The following is a 15,987-nucleotide window of genomic DNA, read 5'->3' on the forward strand; positions in this document are numbered from 1 at the left end:
AGGTAGCAGATGGGCATCGAGGAGAAACTCCCCTCCGGCGTCCTGCTCACCAGCGTCGAGAAGCTGGTCAACTGGACGCGGAAGACCTCGGTCTGGGGCGCGACGTTCGGTCTGGCCTGCTGCGCCATCGAGATGATGGCGGCGGGCGGCCCGCACTACGACATGGGCCGCTGGGGCATGGAGGTCTTCCGGGCCTCGCCCCGCCAGGCGGACCTGATGATCGTGGCCGGCCGGGTGAGCCAGAAGATGGCCCCGGTGCTGCGCCAGATCTACGACCAGATGGCCGAGCCCCGCTGGGTCATCTCGATGGGCGTCTGCGCCAGCAGCGGCGGCATGTTCAACAACTACGCCATCGTGCAGGGCGTCGACCACGTCGTCCCGGTCGACATGTACCTGCCCGGCTGCCCGCCCCGGCCGGAGATGCTCATCGACGCCGTGCTCAAGCTGCGCGAGAAGATCATGCACGAGCCGCTGGGCCCGAACGGCCGCAAGATGCTGGAGGCCCGCCAGGCGCGCGGTGACGTGCCGGTCGTGCCGTACGGCTCGATGCCCTCGTCGTACCGCAGTGACAAGGCCCGCCGTGCCGAGTGGACGAAGGCCGTCCGCGAGGGGCGCGAGGAGCAGCTGCGGATCGAGAACTGGATGAAGGCGCAGAACCACCTTCAGGCGTCGCATAGGGGCCCGAAATGAGCAACGACAAGACCAACGACGGCGGGGTGCCGGTGCCGACCACCCCGGTCGGGGCCAGCTCCACCGCTCCGGCCGAGTACCCGCCGGCCAGCCCGGCCGGCCGGGGGATGTTCGGCAACCAGGGCACCGGTGACGTCTCCGGCTACGGCGGGCTGGTCCGCCAGCGCAAGCCGATCGAGGAGGCGACCCGCCCGTACGGGAGCTACTTCGACGAGGTGCGGGACGCGCTGGAGGAGGCGTACCCGGACTTCAACGACGCGATCGAGAAGGTCGTGGTCGACCGGGGCGAACTGACGCTGCACGTACGCCCGGAGCGCATCGCCGAGGTCTGCCAGGTGATGCGCGACGACCTGTCGCTGCGCTTCGAGCTGCTCTCGTCGCTGTCCGGCGTGGACTACCTGGGCGCGGAACGGCGCCTGCACGTGGTCTACCAGCTGACCTCGATGACCTACCGCCGCATCGTCCGGCTGGAGGTGGCGGTCTCCGCCGAGCAGCCGCACGTACCGAGCGTCACCGCCGTCTACCCGACCGCCGACTGGCAGGAGCGGGAGACGTACGACATGTTCGGCGTCGTCTTCGACGGCCACCCCGCCCTGACCCGGATCCTCATGCCGGACGACTGGGAGGGTCACCCGCAGCGCAAGGACTACCCGCTCGGCGGCGTACCGGTCGAGTACAAGGGTGCGGAAATCCCGCCGCCGGACCGTAGGAGGTCGTACCAGTGACCACGTCTAACTACGCGACCGAGCGCGAGACCACCGAGGGCAAGGTCTTCACCGTCACCGGCGGGGACTGGGACGAGGTCGTCTCCGGCACGGACCCGATCAACGACGAGCGGATCGTCGTCAACATGGGCCCGCAGCACCCGTCCACCCACGGCGTGCTCCGGCTGGTCCTGGAGCTGGAGGGCGAGACGGTCCGCGAGGCCCGCTCGGTCGTCGGCTACCTGCACACCGGCATCGAGAAGAACCTGGAGTACCGCAACTGGGTCCAGGGCTCGACGTTCGTGACCCGGATGGACTACCTCTCCCCGCTGTTCAACGAGACGGCGTACGCGCTCGCGGTGGAGAAGCTGCTCGGGATCACCGACGACATCACCGAGCGCGCGAACACCATCCGCGTGCTGATGATGGAGCTCAACCGGATCTCGTCGCACCTGGTCTGGCTGGCGACCACCGCCATGGAGCTGGGCGCGATCAACATGATGCTGTACGGCTTCCGCGAGCGGGAGTACGTCCTCGACATCTTCGAGACCATCACCGGCCTGCGGATGAACCACGCGTACGTGCGGCCGGGCGGCGTGGCGCAGGACGTGCCGGACGACGCGATCCGCAAGATCCGCGACTTCCTCCAGCTGATGCCGAAGCGGCTCAAGGAGTACGAGAACCTGCTCTCCGGTCAGCCGATCTGGCTGGAGCGGACGCAGAACGTGGCGGTCCTCGACGTGACCGGCTGCATGGCGCTCGGCGTCACCGGCCCGGTGCTGCGCTCCGCCGGCCTCGCCTGGGACCTGCGCAAGACCATGCCGTACTGCGGCTACGAGACGTACGAGTTCGACGTGCCGACCCACACCGACGGTGACGTGTGGGGCCGCTACCTGGTCCGGGTCGCGGAGATTCGGGAGTCGCTGAAGCTCGTCGAGCAGGCGCTGGACCGTCTGAAGCCGGGCCCGGTGATGGTCTCCGACAAGAAGATCGCCTGGCCGGCGCAGCTCGCCATCGGCGTCGACGGCATGGGCAACTCCCTGGAGCACGTCGCGAAGATCATGGGTCAGTCGATGGAGTCGCTGATCCACCACTTCAAGCTCGTCACCGAGGGCTTCCGGGTCCCGCCGGGCCAGGTGTACGTCGCCGTCGAGTCGCCCCGCGGCGAACTCGGCGTGCACGCGGTGTCCGACGGCGGCACCCGGCCCTACCGGGTGCACTACCGGGAGCCGAGCTTCGTCAACCTCCAGGCCCTCCCGGCGATGGCCGAGGGCGGCCTGATCGCCGACGTGATCGCCGGCGGCGCCTCGCTGGACCCCGTGATGGGTGGTTGTGACCGATGAGCACGTTCACTGAAGAGACCCGGCTCCGGGCGCGGGAGATCATCGCCCGGTACCCGGCCGACCGGTCCCGCTCGGCGCTGCTGCCGCTGCTGCACCTGGTCCAGTCCGAGGAGGGGTACGTCTCCCCGGCCGGTGTCGAGTTCTGCGCCGAGGTGCTCGGGCTGAACAAGGCCCAGGTCGGCGCCGTCGCCACCTTCTACACCATGTACAAGCGCAAGCCCACCGGTGAATACCTGGTCAGCGTCTGCACCAACACCATGTGCGACGTGCTCGGCGGGCAGAAGGTCTACGACGCCCTGGCCGAGCACCTCGGCGTCGGGCACGAGGAGACCACCGCCGACGGGAAGATCACCCTGGAGCACGCCGAGTGCCTGGCGGCGTGCGACTACGGCCCGGTCATGACCGTGAACTACGACTTCTTCGACAACGTGGAGCCGCAGGGCGCGCTCGACGTGGTCGAGGAGCTGCGGGCCGGCGGCCGGCCGATGCCGACCCGGGGCGCGCGCCTGTGCACGCTCAAGGAGATGGCGGTCCAGCTCGCCGGTTTCGCCGACGAGCGCGACGGCGCGGTGGCCGACGGCGGGCCGGGCGAGCCCAGCTTGCGCGGCCTGCGCCTGGCCGAGCAGCACGGCGTCTCGGTGCCGGGCTTCGACCCGAAGACCCCGATCCGCAGCAAGGCCGAGGCCGACCGGGCCGCCGCCGAGGCGAAGGCGAAGGCCGAGGCCGCGAAGCCGGCCCCCGCGCCCGAGCCGGCCAAGGCCGCCGAGCAGGCCTTGCCGGAGGCGGCCACCGGCAGCACCGCGCCGGACGTGAAGGCGCCGGACGCCAAGTCGCCGCAGGTGCGTACCGCCGAGACCCGGCAGCCGGACGCGGCCACCGCCGTACCGGACGCGCCGGGCACCAAGATCCCGGTGGACGGCCCGCCGCCGGTGCCGCGCGACGCGCAGGCGGCGGAGGCGGCCGGCACGGCGGCGAACCCGCCGGCCGGCGACGGCAAGCCCGCCGGCGACGCGGCCGGCGCGCAGGAGCGCAACCTCAAGGAAGCGGAGGCCGGTACGGGCGCGGACGGCGCCGACCCGGCGGACGCCAACGGATCGGGGGTCCGCAAGTGACCACGCCTCGGCCGGAGACGCTGGCCAAGCTCACGCCGGTGCTCACCAAGCGCTGGCTGTCGCCGGACGCCTGGCGGATCGGCACCTACGAGAACCTGGACGGCTACGCCGCCCTGCGCAAGGCGCTCAAGGCGCACCCGGACGACCTGATCCAGCTGGTCAAGGACTCCGGGCTGCGCGGCCGTGGCGGCGCGGGCTTCCCGACCGGCCTGAAGTGGGGCTTCATCCCGCAGGGCGACGGCAAGCCGCACTACCTGGTGGTGAACGCCGACGAGGGCGAGCCGGGCACCTGCAAGGACCTGCCGCTGATGACCTACGACCCGCACTCGCTGGTCGAGGGCGTCATCATCGCCTCGTACGCGATCCGGGCCAACCGGGCGTACATCTACATCCGCGGTGAGGCCGTGCACGCCGCGCGGCGGCTGCGCAGCGCGGTCGCCGAGGCGTACGCCAAGGGCTACCTCGGCCGGAACATCCTCGGCTCCGGGTTCGACCTGGACCTGGTGGTGCACTCCGGCGCCGGGGCGTACATCTGCGGTGAGGAGACCGCGCTGCTGGACTCGCTGGAGGGCTTCCGCGGCCAGCCCCGGCTGCGCCCGCCGTTCCCGGCGACCCACGGCCTGTACGCCAGCCCGACCGTGGTCAACAACGTCGGCACCATCGCCAGCGTGCCGTACATCGTGCTCGGTGGCGCGGACTGGTGGAAGACGATGGGCACGGAGAAGTCGTCCGGCCCGATGATCTACTCGCTGTCCGGCCGGATCGCGAACCCGGGCCAGTACGAGTGCTCGATGGGCATCACGCTGCGCGAGCTGATCGAGCTGGCCGGCGGGATGAAGCCGGGGCACAACCTGAAGTTCTGGACCCCGGGTGGCTCGTCGACGCCGCTGCTGACCGCCGAGCACCTGGACGTGCCGCTGGACTTCGAGGGGGTGGCGGGGGCCGGCTCGATCCTGGGCACCACCGCCACGCAGATCTTCTCCGACCAGGACTGCCCGGTGTACGCGACCTACCGGTGGCTGGAGTTCTACCACCACGAGTCGTGCGGCAAGTGCACCCCGTGCCGGGAGGGCAACTACTGGATGGTCCGGGTCTACCGGCGCATCCTGTCCGGCCAGGGCACCCACGAGGACCTGGACACCCTGCTCGACACCTGCGACAACATCCTCGGCCGCTCGTTCTGCGGTCTGGGTGACGGCGCGACCAGCTCGGTCACCTCGTCGCTGAAGTACTTCAAGCAGGACTACCTCGACTACATCGAGGGACGTACCGCTCCGAAGCTGTCGGAGAAGACCCTGGTAGGGGCGCACTGATGACCGACGTAGCCAAGCAGACCGAGACCGTCACGCTGACCATCGACGGCGTCGAGGTCACCGCCCCCAAGGGGGCGCTGCTGATCCGGGTCGCCGAGCAGCTGGGCACCGAGATCCCCCGCTTCTGCGACCACCCGCTGCTGGCCCCGGCCGGCGCCTGCCGGCAGTGCCTGGTGGAGGTGGAGGGCCAGCGCAAGCCGGTCGCCTCCTGCACCCAGACCGTCGCCGACGGCATGGTGGTGCGGACCCAGCTCACCTCCCCGGTCGCCAAGAAGGCCCAGGAGGGGGTGATGGAGCTGCTGCTCCTCAACCACCCCCTGGACTGCCCGATGTGTGACAAGGGCGGCGAGTGCCCGCTGCAGAACCAGGCGATGTCCACCGGCCGGACGGACTCGCGGTTCCACGAGCACAAGCGGGAGTACCCGAAGCCGCTGCCGATCAGCACCCAGGTGCTGCTCGACCGCGAGCGCTGCGTGCTCTGCCAGCGGTGCACCCGGTTCTCCGAGGAGATCGCCGGGGACAAGTTCATCGACCTGATGGGCCGCTCCTCGCACGAGGAGATCAACATCTACCGGGACGAGGAGTACGGCGAGGAGGGCGACGAGGGCAACGTCCCGTTCAACTCGTACTTCTCCGGCAACACCGTGCAGATCTGCCCGGTGGGCGCGCTGACCGGCGCGCAGTACCGGTTCCGGGCCCGCCCGTTCGACCTGGTCTCCACGCCGAGCGTCTGCGAGCACTGCTCGGCCGGTTGCGCCCAGCGCACCGACTGGCGGCGCGGCAAGGTGCTGCGCCGGCTGGCCGGCGACGACCCGGCGGTGAACGAGGAGTGGAACTGCGACAAGGGCCGCTGGGGCTTCCAGTACACCCGCGCGTTCGACCGGATCAGCACCCCGATGGTGCGCGACGAGAAGACCGGTGAGCTGCGCGAGGCGTCCTGGAGCGAGGCGCTGACCCGGGCCGCCGAGGGGCTGCGCGAGGCCCGTGACGGCGCGACCGGCACGGCGGTGCTGACCGGCGGCCGGCTCACCGTCGAGGACGCCTACGCGTACGCGAAGTTCGCCCGGATCGCACTGCACACGAACGACATCGACTTCCGGGCCCGCCCGGTCTCCCGCGAGGAGGCCGACTTCCTGGCCAGCAGCGTCGCCGGGGTCACCGACGTGACCTACACGGACGTGGAGAACGCGCCCGCCGTGGTGCTGGTCGGCCTGGAGCCGGAGGAGGAGTGCCCGATCCTCTTCCTGCGGCTGCGCAAGGCGTACCTGAAGAAGAAGCTCACGGTGTACGCGATCGCGCCGTTCGCGACGCGCGGCCTGGAGAAGCTCGGGGCGAAGCTCGCCCGCGTGGTGCCGGGCGAGGAGGCCGGCGTGCTGGCCGAGCACGCCACGGTGGCGGAGGCGCTGGGTAAGCCCGGCGCGATCCTGATCGTCGGCGAGCGGCTGGCCGAGGTGCCGGGCGGGCTGTCGGCGGCGGCGGACGTCGCCCGGCGTACCGGTGCCCGGCTGGTCTGGGTGCCGCGGCGCGCGGGTGACCGCGGCGCTGTAGACGCGGGCTGCCTGCCCAACCTGCTCCCCGGCGGCCGTGTGGTCACCGAGCCGGCCGCCCGCGCGGAGCTCGGCGAGGCGTGGGACATCCCGGCCGGGGTGATCCCGAGCCAGGCCGGCCGCGACACCGACGGCATCCTCACCGCTGCCGCGAACGGTCAGCTCGGCGCCCTGGTGGTGGCCGGTGTCGACCCGGCCGACCTGGCCGACCCGCGGCTGGCCGAGAAGGCCCTGGACGCGGTGCCGTTCCTGGTCAGCCTGGAACTGCGGATGAGCGCTGTGTCGCGCCGGGCCGACGTGGTCCTGCCGGTCGCGCCGGTGGTCGAGAAGGCCGGCAGCTTCCTGGACTGGGAGGGCCGGCTGCGCACGTTCGAGAAGGTGCTGGACACCGGCGCGATGACCGACGCCCGGATCCTGGACGCGATCGCCGCGCAGCTCGACGTGCGGCTGGGCACCGGCGACGTGCCGAGCATCCGCCGCGAGCTTGGCACGCTGCCGCGTACCCGGGTCGAGCGGCCGTCGGCGCCCTCGGTCGAGCCGGCCGCCGTCCGGCAGCCGGGCGCGGGCGAGGCCGTGCTGTCCACCTGGCACCAGCTCATCGACCTGGGCAGCCTCACCGACGGCGACGAGCACCTCGCCGGCACCGCCCGCCCGCCGGTGGTCCGGCTGGGCAAGGGCATCGCCGAGTCCCTCGGCGTGGCCGACGGCGACGCGGTCACCGTCGGCACCGACCGTGGCGCGGTCACGCTGCCGGCGGCGATCACCGAGATGCCGGACGGCGTCGTCTGGCTGCCGACCAACTCGCCCGGCTCCACCGTGCGGCGCAGCCTCGGCGCGACGTCCGGTTCGCTGGTGAAGGTCTCCGTCGGCGCCGCCGGCGGTTCGGCCGTCCCGGCGGGGCGGGTCGCGGCGGACGCCGCGGACCGGCCGGGCCCGCTGCTGAACACCGGGAGTGCACAGTGAGCGCGCGCAGGCAACGAGCGGAGCGAGTACGCCTCGCGGTCGCGAACGAAAGGTCGGTGCAGTGAATCTCTACCTCGCGGCGCAGGACCCGACGCTTGCCGACTTCGGCAAGGACCCGTGGTGGCTGGTCCTCGGCAAGATCCTCTTCGCGTTCGTCGTCGCCGTGGCGGCCACGCTGCTGGGCGTCTGGTTCGAGCGCCGGGTCGTGGGCCGGATGGCGGTGCGGCCCGGCCCCAACCAGGCCGGACCGTTCGGTCTGCTCCAGACGCTCGCCGACGGCGTGAAGCTGGCCTTCAAGGAGGACATCCTCCCGCGCAAGGCCGACAAGGTGGTCTACTTCTTCGCCCCGGTGATCTCCGTGGTCTGCGCGGTCACCGCGCTGTCGGTGATCCCGTTCGGGCCGATGGTGAGCATCTTCGGGCACCGCACGCCGCTGCAGGTCACCGACGTGTCGGTGGCGGTGCTGGTGGTGCTGGCCTTCTCCTCGCTGGCCGTGTACGGCATCGTGCTCGGCGGCTGGGCCAGCGGCTCCACCTACCCGCTGCTCGGTGGTCTGCGCTCCGCCGCCCAGTTGGTGTCCTACGAGGTCACCATGGGCCTGAGCGTGGTCGCGGTCTTCATGACCGCCGGCACCATGTCGACCAGCGGGATCGTCGCCGCGCAGGGCGACGGCACCCGGCTGAGCATCGGCGGCTTCGACCTCGCCGCGCCCGGCTGGTACGCGATCCTGCTGCTGCCCAGCTTCATCATGTTCTTCATCGCCATCGTCGGTGAGACCAACCGGGCGCCGTTCGACCTGCCCGAGGCGGAGTCGGAGCTGGTGGCCGGCTTCCAGACCGAGTACAGCTCGCTGAAGTTCGCGCTGTTCATGCTCAGCGAGTACGTCGCGATGGTGACCATGTCGGCGTTCACGGTGACGCTGTTCCTCGGCGGCTGGCACGCGCCGTGGCCGATCACGATCTGGTCGGGCGCCAACGAGGGCTGGTGGCCGATGCTGTGGTTCTTCGGCAAGGTCATCCTGCTGGTGTTCGTCTTCGTCTGGCTGCGCGGCACGCTGCCCCGGCTCCGCTACGACCAGTTCATGCGCTTCGGCTGGAAGGTGCTGCTGCCGCTGAACCTGGTCTGGATCATGGTGCTCGCCGGGCTGCGCTCGATCGAGGACTGGCAGGCCCGGGACCGGCTGCTCGTCACCGCCGTCGGCGCGGGCGTGCTGCTGCTGGTCACGCTCTTCTGGCCGAGCCGGAAGAAGGAGCTGAAGCCGTCGCCCCAGGAGCAGGCGGACAGCCGGCCGTACGGCAGCTTCCCGCTGCCGCCGATGGATCTTCAGGTTCCGCCGAGCCCGCGTACCAAGCGCGTGCTCGCCGAGCGGGAGCCGGCCAACGTCGTCGCCGGCCCGGACTCCAGGGAGGTGTGACGTGGGCGCGATCACCGGAACGTTCAAGGGCTTCGGTGTCACCTTCTCGCACATGTTCAAGAAGGTCGTCACCACCGACTACCCGTTCAAGCCGCCGGTCTCGGCGCCGCGCTACCACGGGCGGCACATCCTCAACCGGCACCCGGACGGGCTGGAGAAGTGCATCGGCTGCGAGCTGTGCGCCTGGGCCTGCCCGGCCGACGCGATCTACGTGGAGGGTGGCGACAACACCGAGGAGCAGCGCTTCTCCCCGGGTGAGCGGTACGCCAGCATCTACCAGATCAACTACGCCCGGTGCATCTTCTGCGGGCTCTGCATCGAGGCCTGCCCGACCCGTTCGCTCACCATGAGCAACGAGTACGAGCTGGCCCGGGACAACCGGCAGGACCTGATCTTCACCAAGGAGCAGCTGCTCGCGCCGCTGCTCGAAGGCATGGAGCAGCCGCCGCACCCGATGCGGCTGGGCGACAGCGAGAAGGACTACTACGTCGGCGCGCTGACCAACCCGGGCACCTCGGCCGGCGCCGAGCGCTCGCCGATGGGCCCCGGCCGGTACCAGGTGGAGGAGCACCCCGGCGTGACCTTCCCCGGCGCCGAGCAGGCCGAGCAGCGGTCCGCCGCCGCGGCGGGCAAGGGAGGCAAGGCATGACCTCGGCAACGGTGCTCGCCGCTGCGGGCCAGGTGTCCGGGGGTGAGGAGGTCACCTTCTGGATCCTCGCCCCGCTGGCCCTGCTCGGGGCGGTCGGCATGGTGTGGGCCCGCAACGCGGTGCACTCCGCGCTCTGGCTCGTGCTGACCATGCTCTGCCTGGGCGTGTTCTACGTGCTCCAGGCGGGGCCGTTCATCGGCATGGTGCAGATCATCGTCTACACCGGCGCGATCATGATGCTGTTCCTGTTCGTGCTGATGCTCGTCGGCCGGGACGCCTCCGACTCGCTCATCGAGACGCTGCGCGGCCAGCGGGTCGCCGCCGTCGTCCTCGGGCTCGGCTTCGCCGGCCTGGTGGGCAGCGGCCTGTACCGCGCGCTCGACGGCGTGCCGGCGGCCGGGCTCGACGAGGCGAACGCCGAGGGCAACGTGCAGGGCATCGCCCGGCTGCTGTTCACCAAGTACGTCTTCGCCTTCGAGCTGACCTCGGCGCTGCTGATCACCGCCGCGGTGGGCGCGATGGTGCTGGCGCACGTCGAGCGGCGCAAGGCGGACCGGATGGACCAGATCGCCACCATGAAGGCGCGGTTCCGCCCCGGCAACTACCCCGGCCCGAAGCCCGGCCCGGGTGTCTACGCCACCTCCTCCTCGGTGGCCACCCCGGCCCGCCTGCCCGACGGCCGGCTGACCGACCGCAGCATCCCGGAGATCCTGCCGGTGCGCGAGCTGACGGCCGAGGAGACCGCACCGAAGGGGACGGACAAATGACCCCGGACTACTACCTGATCCTCGCGGCGGTGCTGTTCACCATCGGCGCCGTCGGCGTGCTGGTCCGGCGCAACGCGATCGTGCTGTTCATGTGCATCGAGCTGATGCTCAACGCGGCCAACCTGACGCTGGTCACGTTCAGCCGGATCAACGGCGACCTGAACGGCCAGATCATGGCGTTCTTCGTGATGGTGGTCGCGGCGGCCGAGGTCGTGGTCGGTCTCGCGATCATCATGGCGATCTTCCGTACCCGGCGCTCGGCGAGCGTCGACGACGCCAACCTGCTGAAGTACTGAGGGGCTCGTGGTGGAACAGATTCTGACGATCGCCCAGTCTGAGCCAGCCGAGGCCGTCACCTTCGCCACGGCGGACGGGATGCTGGGCTCGGTCTGGCTTCTGGTGGCGATCCCGCTGGTCAGCGCGGCGATCCTGCTGCTGCTCGGCAAGCGGGCCGACCGCTGGGGCCACTGGCTCGGCGTGGGCGCCATCGGCGCCGCCTTCCTGCTCGGTCTCACCTACTTCTTCCAGCTTCGCGGCCTGGAGAACAAGCAGGTCGAGCTGAGCCTCTGGGACTTCATGGCGGTCGGCAACCTGAGGGTGGACTTCGGTCTGCTCTTCGACCCGCTGGCCGCGGTCTTCGTCCTGCTGATCACCGGGGTGGGTTTCCTGATCCACCTCTACGCCGTGGAGTACATGGCGCACGACGCGGGCCGGCGACTGTTCTTCGCGTACTTCAACCTGTTCGTCGCCGCGATGTTGCTGCTGGTGCTCGGCAACAACTACGTGATGCTCTACTTCGGCTGGGAGGGCGTCGGTCTGGCGTCGTACCTGCTGATCTCCTTCTGGTACGGCCGGCCGAGCGCGGCCACCGCCGGCAAGAAGGCGTTCCTGATGAACCGGGTCGGCGACGCCGGCCTGGCCATCGGCATCTTCATCATGTTCGCCATGCTCGGCACCACCCAGTACGACGAGGTGTTCAACGGGGTCGGCTCGATGACCTCGACCACCGTGCTGGTGCTCGGTCTGCTCCTGCTGCTCGGCGCGGCCGGCAAGTCCGGCCAGTTCCCGCTGCAGGCGTGGTTGCCGGACGCGATGGAGGGCCCGACCCCGGTGTCCGCGCTCATCCACGCGGCCACCATGGTCACCGCGGGCGTCTACCTGATCGCCCGCTCCAACGCGATCTTCTCGGCCAACGAGACGCTGCAGCTCGTGGTGGTCAGCGTCGGCGCGCTCACGCTGCTGATGGGCTGCATCATCGGCGCGGCCAAGGACGACATCAAGCGGGTGCTGGCCTGGTCGACGGTCAGCCAGATCGGCTACATGTTCCTCGGCGTCGGGCTCGGCGGCGGAGCGTACGCGCTGGCCATCGTGCACCTGCTGGCGCACGGCTTCTTCAAGGCCAACATGTTCCTCGGCGCCGGCTCGGTCATGCACGGCATGAACGACCAGGTGGACATCCGCCGCTTCGGCGGGCTGTCGAAGTACATGAAGGTCACCTGGCTGACGTTCATGATGGGCTGGCTCGCCATCATCGGCATGTTCCCGTTCTCCGGCTACTTCTCCAAGGAGCCGATCATCGTGGCCGCGTTCGAGCGGGAGGGCTGGACAGCCTGGCTGTTCGGCCTGGCCGCGCTGCTCGGCGCCGGGCTCACCGCGTTCTACATGACGCGGCTGTTCGTGCTCACGTTCCACGGCCCGAAGCGCTGGACCGAGGACATCGAGCACCCGCACGAGTCGCCGAAGCTGATGACGATCCCGCTGATCCTGCTGGCGATCGGCTCGGTCGGCGCGGGCTTCCTGCTCGCCACCTCCGTGCCGGACTGGCTCACCGCCACCAACGGGCTCGGCGGCGAGAGCGGGGAGCACGCGCCGGTGCTGGCGCACTGGCTGCTCACCGCGCTGTCGCTGCTGGTCACCGTGCTGGGCGCCGGGCTGGCCTGGTTCCTGTTCCGGGGCGGTACGGCCACCGAGCCGCAGCCGGCCGGCGTGGTGGTCACCGCCGCGCGCCGGAACCTCTACACGGACGCCTTCAACGAGGCGGTCTTCGAGAAGCCGGGCATCTTCCTCACCCGGGCGCTGGTGTTCCTCGACAACCGGGGCGTGGACGGGCTGGTCAACGGCCTGGCCGCCGCCGTGGGCGGGGGCTCGGGCCGGCTCCGGCGGCTGCAGACCGGCTTCGTGCGGTCGTACGCGACCTCGATCCTGACCGGCGCGCTCCTCGTGGTCGCGGCGTTCCTGGCGGTGCAGGCGGGGTGGCTGGCGTGATCGACCTCAACGCGGCCGCCCCCGCCGGCGGGCCACGCAGTCACGACGGAGGTAAGGCCGAATAATGTCCAACTTCCCGTTCCTCTCGGTGCTGACCGTGGCGCCGCTGGTCGGCGCCCTGGTGGTGGCGCTGCTGCCACGCAGCCGTCCGGACCTGGCCAAGCTGGTGGCGTTCGGCTGGTCGCTGCTGGTGCTGGTGCTCTCGGTGGTGATGTGGTTCGCCTTCTCCGCCGGTGGTGACCGGTTCCAGTTCCGCGAGTCGTACCCGTGGATCCCGAACTGGGGCGTGAACTTCACCTTCGAGGTGGACGGCATCGCGCTGGTCATGCTGATGCTGATCGCGATCCTGGTGCCGCTGGTGATCCTGGCGTCCTGGCACGACGCCGAGGCGTCGAAGCGCTCGGTGCCCGCCTACTTCGCGCTGCTGCTCGTCCTCGAGTGCACGATGATCGGCGTCTTCGCCGCCGCCGACGTCTTCCTGTTCTACGTGTTCTTCGAGGTCATGCTGGTGCCGATGTACTTCCTGATCGGCAGCTACGGCGGCCACCAGCGGCAGTACGCGGCGGTGAAGTTCTTCCTCTACTCGCTGGTCGGCGGTCTGTTCATGCTGGCCGCGGTGATCGGCCTCTGGGTGGTCGGCGGGAAGACCTTCGACTGGCAGGCGCTGAGCCAGGCGGAGTTCGCCACCGACACGGCCCGCTGGCTGTTCCTCGGCTTCTTCGTCGCCTTCGCGATCAAGGCGCCGTTCTTCCCGTTCCACACCTGGCTGCCGGACGCCGGTGGCGCGGCCCCGGCCGGTGCCGCCGCGCTGCTGGTCGGCGTGCTGGACAAGGTCGGAACGTTCGGCATCCTGCGCTACTGCCTCCCGCTGTTCCCGGAGGCGTCGCGGTGGTTCGCGCCGTGGGCGCTGGCGCTGGGTGTCATCGGCATCATCTACGCCGCGCTGCTGGCGGTCGGCCAGAACGACCTGAAGCGGCTGGTGTCGTACACCTCGATCGCGCACTTCGGGTTCATCGGCATCGGCATCTTCGCCTTCACCACCCAGGCCGGCACCGGCGCGGTGCTCTACATGCTCAACCACGGCCTGGCCACCGGCCTGCTGTTCCTGGTGGTCGGCATGCTGATCGCCCGGCGCGGCTCGGCCCTGATCAGCGACTTCGGCGGCGCGGGCAAGCTCGTGCCGGTGCTGGCCGGCGTGCTGTTCTTCGCCGGTCTGGCCTCGCTGGCGCTGCCCGGCACGGCGCCGTTCGTCTCCGAGTTCCTGGTGCTGATCGGCACGTTCACCGTCAACAAGCCGGTCGCGGTGATCGCCACGCTCGGCATCATCCTGGCGGCGGCGTACGTGCTGTGGATGGTGCAGCGCACCACGCAGGGCACGCTGAACCCGGCGCTGACCGAGGTCGAGGGCATGCGCCGGGACCTCACGCTGCGCGAGAAGGTCGTCGTCGCGCCGCTGATCGCGCTGATCGTGCTGCTCGGCTTCTACCCGAAGCCGGTCACCGATGTCATCAACCCCGCCGTCCAGGCGACCATGCAGGACGTCGGCAAGTCCGATCCCGCCCCTGAGGTCGGCAGCGTCCAGGAGGCCGCGAAGTGAGTGAACTGAAGCTGCCGTCGATCGACTACGCGGCGCTCGCTCCGATCCTGATCATGCTGGGCGCGGCCCTGGTCGGGATCCTGGTCGAGGCGTTCGTGCCGCGCCGGCTGCGCAACGCGGTGCAGCTCGGGCTCGCCCTGGTGGCGATGCTCGCGGCGATCGTGATGGTGATCCTGAACGCGGACGCCCGGCTGATCACCATCGGCGGGGCCATCGCGGTCGACGGGCCCACGCTGTTCCTCCAGGGCGCGATCCTGGTCCTGGCCGTCATGGCGCTGCTGCTCGTCGGCGAGCGCACGGTGGAGCGGGGCGGCGCGTTCGTGGCGCACGCCGCGGTCACCGCCGAGTCGGCCGAGGACCGCCGGCAGGCCGAGGGCGTCGGTGGCGCCACCGAGGTCTACCCGCTGATGTCGTTCGCGATCGCCGGCATGCTGATCTTCGTGGCGGCGAACGACCTGCTGACCATGTTCATCGCGCTCGAGGTCTTCTCGCTGCCGCTCTACCTGCTCTGCGCGCTGGCCCGCCGCCGGCGTCTGCTGAGCCAGGAGGCGGCGCTGAAGTACTTCATGCTCGGCGCGTACGCCTCGGCGTTCTTCCTGTTCGGTGTCGCCCTGATCTACGGCTTCACCTCCGGCATCCCGGGCCGTGGGGCCGGCGTGGACTTCGCCACCGTGCACGCGGCGGTCACCGACTCCTCGTCCAGCCCGGTGCTGCTCTTCGCCGGCATGGCGCTGCTCGCCATCGGCCTGCTGTTCAAGGCCGCCGCCGCGCCGTTCCACGTCTGGACGCCGGACGTCTACCAGGGCGCGCCGACTCCGGTCACCGGCTTCATGGCCGCCTGCACCAAGGTCGCCGCGTTCGGCGCGCTGCTGCGCGTCTTCCACGTGGCGTTCGCCGGGGCGTCCTGGGACTTCACCCCGGTGCTCGGCGCGATCGCGGTGCTGACCATGCTGGTCGGCGCGGTGCTCGCGGTCACCCAGACGGACATCAAGCGCCTGCTGGCGTACTCGTCCATCGCGAACGCCGGCTACCTGCTGGTCGGTGTGCTGGCGCCGAGCCGTGAGGGGCTCTCCGGCACGATGTTCTACCTGGCCGCGTACGGCTTCTCGGTGCTCGCCGCGTTCGCCGTGGTGACGCTGGTGCGCGACGCCGACGGGGAGGCCACCCACCTGTCCCGCTGGGCCGGGCTGGGCCGCCGCTCGCCCTTCTTCGCGGCGATCTTCACGTTCATCCTGCTGGCCTTCGCCGGCATCCCGCTGACCAGCGGCTTCACCAGCAAGTTCGCGGTCTTCGGCCCGGCCCTGGAGGCGAACCAGGCGTGGCTGGTGATCGCCGGTGTGCTGACCAGCATGGTGCTGGCCTTCCCGTACCTGCGGGTCGTGGTGATGATGTGGCTGTCCGAGCCGGGCGAGTCCACCCCGACGGTGACCGTGCCGGGCGCGCTCACCTCGGCGGCGCTGGTCATCGGCGTGGTGGCCACGCTGGCGCTGGGTGTGGTCCCCGGTCCGCTGCTCGACCTGACCACCGGTGCTGCCGAATTCGTCAGATGACCGACGTGATCCCACCGGGGGCCGGTACGCCGTGGCGTGCCGGCCCCCGGCCCGTATCCCCCTCGACGAGCAG

Annotated in this window: 13 protein-coding genes; all 13 read left to right on the forward strand. The window is 70.5% G+C overall.

Going from position 1 to position 15,987, the window contains the following annotated elements:
* Positions 1–9: 9 nt before the first annotated feature.
* The 13 genes from PVK74_RS23045 (at position 10) to nuoN (ending at position 15,914) form a co-directional block, all read left to right on the forward strand.
* On the forward strand, positions 10–690 hold the full coding sequence (locus tag PVK74_RS23045; protein ID WP_013283602.1) for a NuoB/complex I 20 kDa subunit family protein: 681 nt from the start codon (positions 10–12) through the stop codon (positions 688–690).
* Complete coding sequence (locus PVK74_RS23050; RefSeq protein ID WP_043327315.1) at positions 687–1,415, forward strand: NADH-quinone oxidoreductase subunit C; 729 nt, start codon at positions 687–689, stop codon at positions 1,413–1,415. The genes PVK74_RS23045 and PVK74_RS23050 overlap by 4 nt, the downstream gene beginning before the upstream one ends.
* Positions 1,412–2,737, forward strand: a complete 1,326-nt coding sequence (locus PVK74_RS23055) for an NADH-quinone oxidoreductase subunit D (RefSeq protein WP_043327313.1) — start codon at positions 1,412–1,414, stop codon at positions 2,735–2,737. The genes PVK74_RS23050 and PVK74_RS23055 overlap by 4 nt, the downstream gene beginning before the upstream one ends.
* Positions 2,734–3,849, forward strand: coding sequence for an NADH-quinone oxidoreductase subunit NuoE (nuoE, locus tag PVK74_RS23060; RefSeq protein WP_064448432.1), 1,116 nt, complete (start codon positions 2,734–2,736; stop codon positions 3,847–3,849). Before PVK74_RS23055 ends, nuoE begins: the two co-directional genes overlap by 4 nt.
* The gene (nuoF, locus tag PVK74_RS23065) at positions 3,846–5,162 is read left to right on the forward strand and encodes an NADH-quinone oxidoreductase subunit NuoF (RefSeq protein ID WP_043327309.1); all 1,317 of its coding nucleotides are present in this window, start codon (positions 3,846–3,848) and stop codon (positions 5,160–5,162) included. The genes nuoE and nuoF overlap by 4 nt, the downstream gene beginning before the upstream one ends.
* Positions 5,162–7,672 carry an NADH-quinone oxidoreductase subunit G gene (locus PVK74_RS23070; protein WP_274477187.1) on the forward strand — a complete coding sequence of 837 codons (2,511 nt, stop codon included), beginning with the start codon at positions 5,162–5,164 and terminating at the stop codon, positions 7,670–7,672. The genes nuoF and PVK74_RS23070 overlap by 1 nt, the downstream gene beginning before the upstream one ends.
* Before the next feature lie 61 nt (positions 7,673–7,733).
* Complete coding sequence (nuoH, locus tag PVK74_RS23075; RefSeq protein WP_030500777.1) at positions 7,734–9,086, forward strand: NADH-quinone oxidoreductase subunit NuoH; 1,353 nt, start codon at positions 7,734–7,736, stop codon at positions 9,084–9,086.
* Between the two features lies 1 nt (position 9,087).
* Positions 9,088–9,735 (forward strand): NADH-quinone oxidoreductase subunit NuoI, encoded by a 648-nt coding sequence (gene nuoI, locus PVK74_RS23080; protein ID WP_030500778.1) that lies wholly within the window; start codon positions 9,088–9,090, stop codon positions 9,733–9,735.
* Entirely contained in the window at positions 9,732–10,502 is a 771-nt protein-coding gene (locus PVK74_RS23085; RefSeq protein WP_043327303.1) for an NADH-quinone oxidoreductase subunit J, read from the forward strand. The genes nuoI and PVK74_RS23085 overlap by 4 nt, the downstream gene beginning before the upstream one ends.
* Positions 10,499–10,798: an NADH-quinone oxidoreductase subunit NuoK gene (gene nuoK, locus PVK74_RS23090; protein WP_013283611.1), complete on the forward strand. Its 300-nt coding sequence runs from the start codon at positions 10,499–10,501 to the stop codon at positions 10,796–10,798. The genes PVK74_RS23085 and nuoK overlap by 4 nt, the downstream gene beginning before the upstream one ends.
* Before the next feature lie 7 nt (positions 10,799–10,805).
* Positions 10,806–12,767 carry an NADH-quinone oxidoreductase subunit L gene (nuoL, locus tag PVK74_RS23095; protein WP_043327301.1) on the forward strand — a complete coding sequence of 654 codons (1,962 nt, stop codon included), beginning with the start codon at positions 10,806–10,808 and terminating at the stop codon, positions 12,765–12,767.
* 64 nt (positions 12,768–12,831) lie between these two features.
* Entirely contained in the window at positions 12,832–14,364 is a 1,533-nt protein-coding gene (locus tag PVK74_RS23100; protein WP_030500781.1) for an NADH-quinone oxidoreductase subunit M, read from the forward strand.
* On the forward strand, positions 14,361–15,914 hold the full coding sequence (gene nuoN / locus PVK74_RS23105; RefSeq protein WP_043327299.1) for an NADH-quinone oxidoreductase subunit NuoN: 1,554 nt from the start codon (positions 14,361–14,363) through the stop codon (positions 15,912–15,914). Before PVK74_RS23100 ends, nuoN begins: the two co-directional genes overlap by 4 nt.
* Positions 15,915–15,987 lie beyond the last annotated feature (73 nt).

This window comes from Micromonospora chalcea, from assembly GCF_028768405.1.
GTDB lineage: Bacteria > Actinomycetota > Actinomycetes > Mycobacteriales > Micromonosporaceae > Micromonospora > Micromonospora chalcea.

Excerpts from the sequence above, each read along its gene's own strand:
- PVK74_RS23070 (WP_274477187.1), top strand. The coding sequence starts at position 5,162 with ATGACCGACGTAGCCAAGCAGACCGAGACCGTCACGCTGACCATCGAC.
- PVK74_RS23100 (WP_030500781.1), top strand. The coding sequence starts at position 12,832 with ATGTCCAACTTCCCGTTCCTCTCGGTGCTGACCGTGGCGCCGCTGGTC.
- PVK74_RS23085 (WP_043327303.1), top strand. The coding sequence starts at position 9,732 with ATGACCTCGGCAACGGTGCTCGCCGCTGCGGGCCAGGTGTCCGGGGGT.
- nuoE (WP_064448432.1), top strand. The coding sequence starts at position 2,734 with ATGAGCACGTTCACTGAAGAGACCCGGCTCCGGGCGCGGGAGATCATC.
- PVK74_RS23045 (WP_013283602.1), top strand. The coding sequence starts at position 10 with ATGGGCATCGAGGAGAAACTCCCCTCCGGCGTCCTGCTCACCAGCGTC.
- nuoK (WP_013283611.1), top strand. The coding sequence starts at position 10,499 with ATGACCCCGGACTACTACCTGATCCTCGCGGCGGTGCTGTTCACCATC.
- PVK74_RS23050 (WP_043327315.1), top strand. The coding sequence starts at position 687 with ATGAGCAACGACAAGACCAACGACGGCGGGGTGCCGGTGCCGACCACC.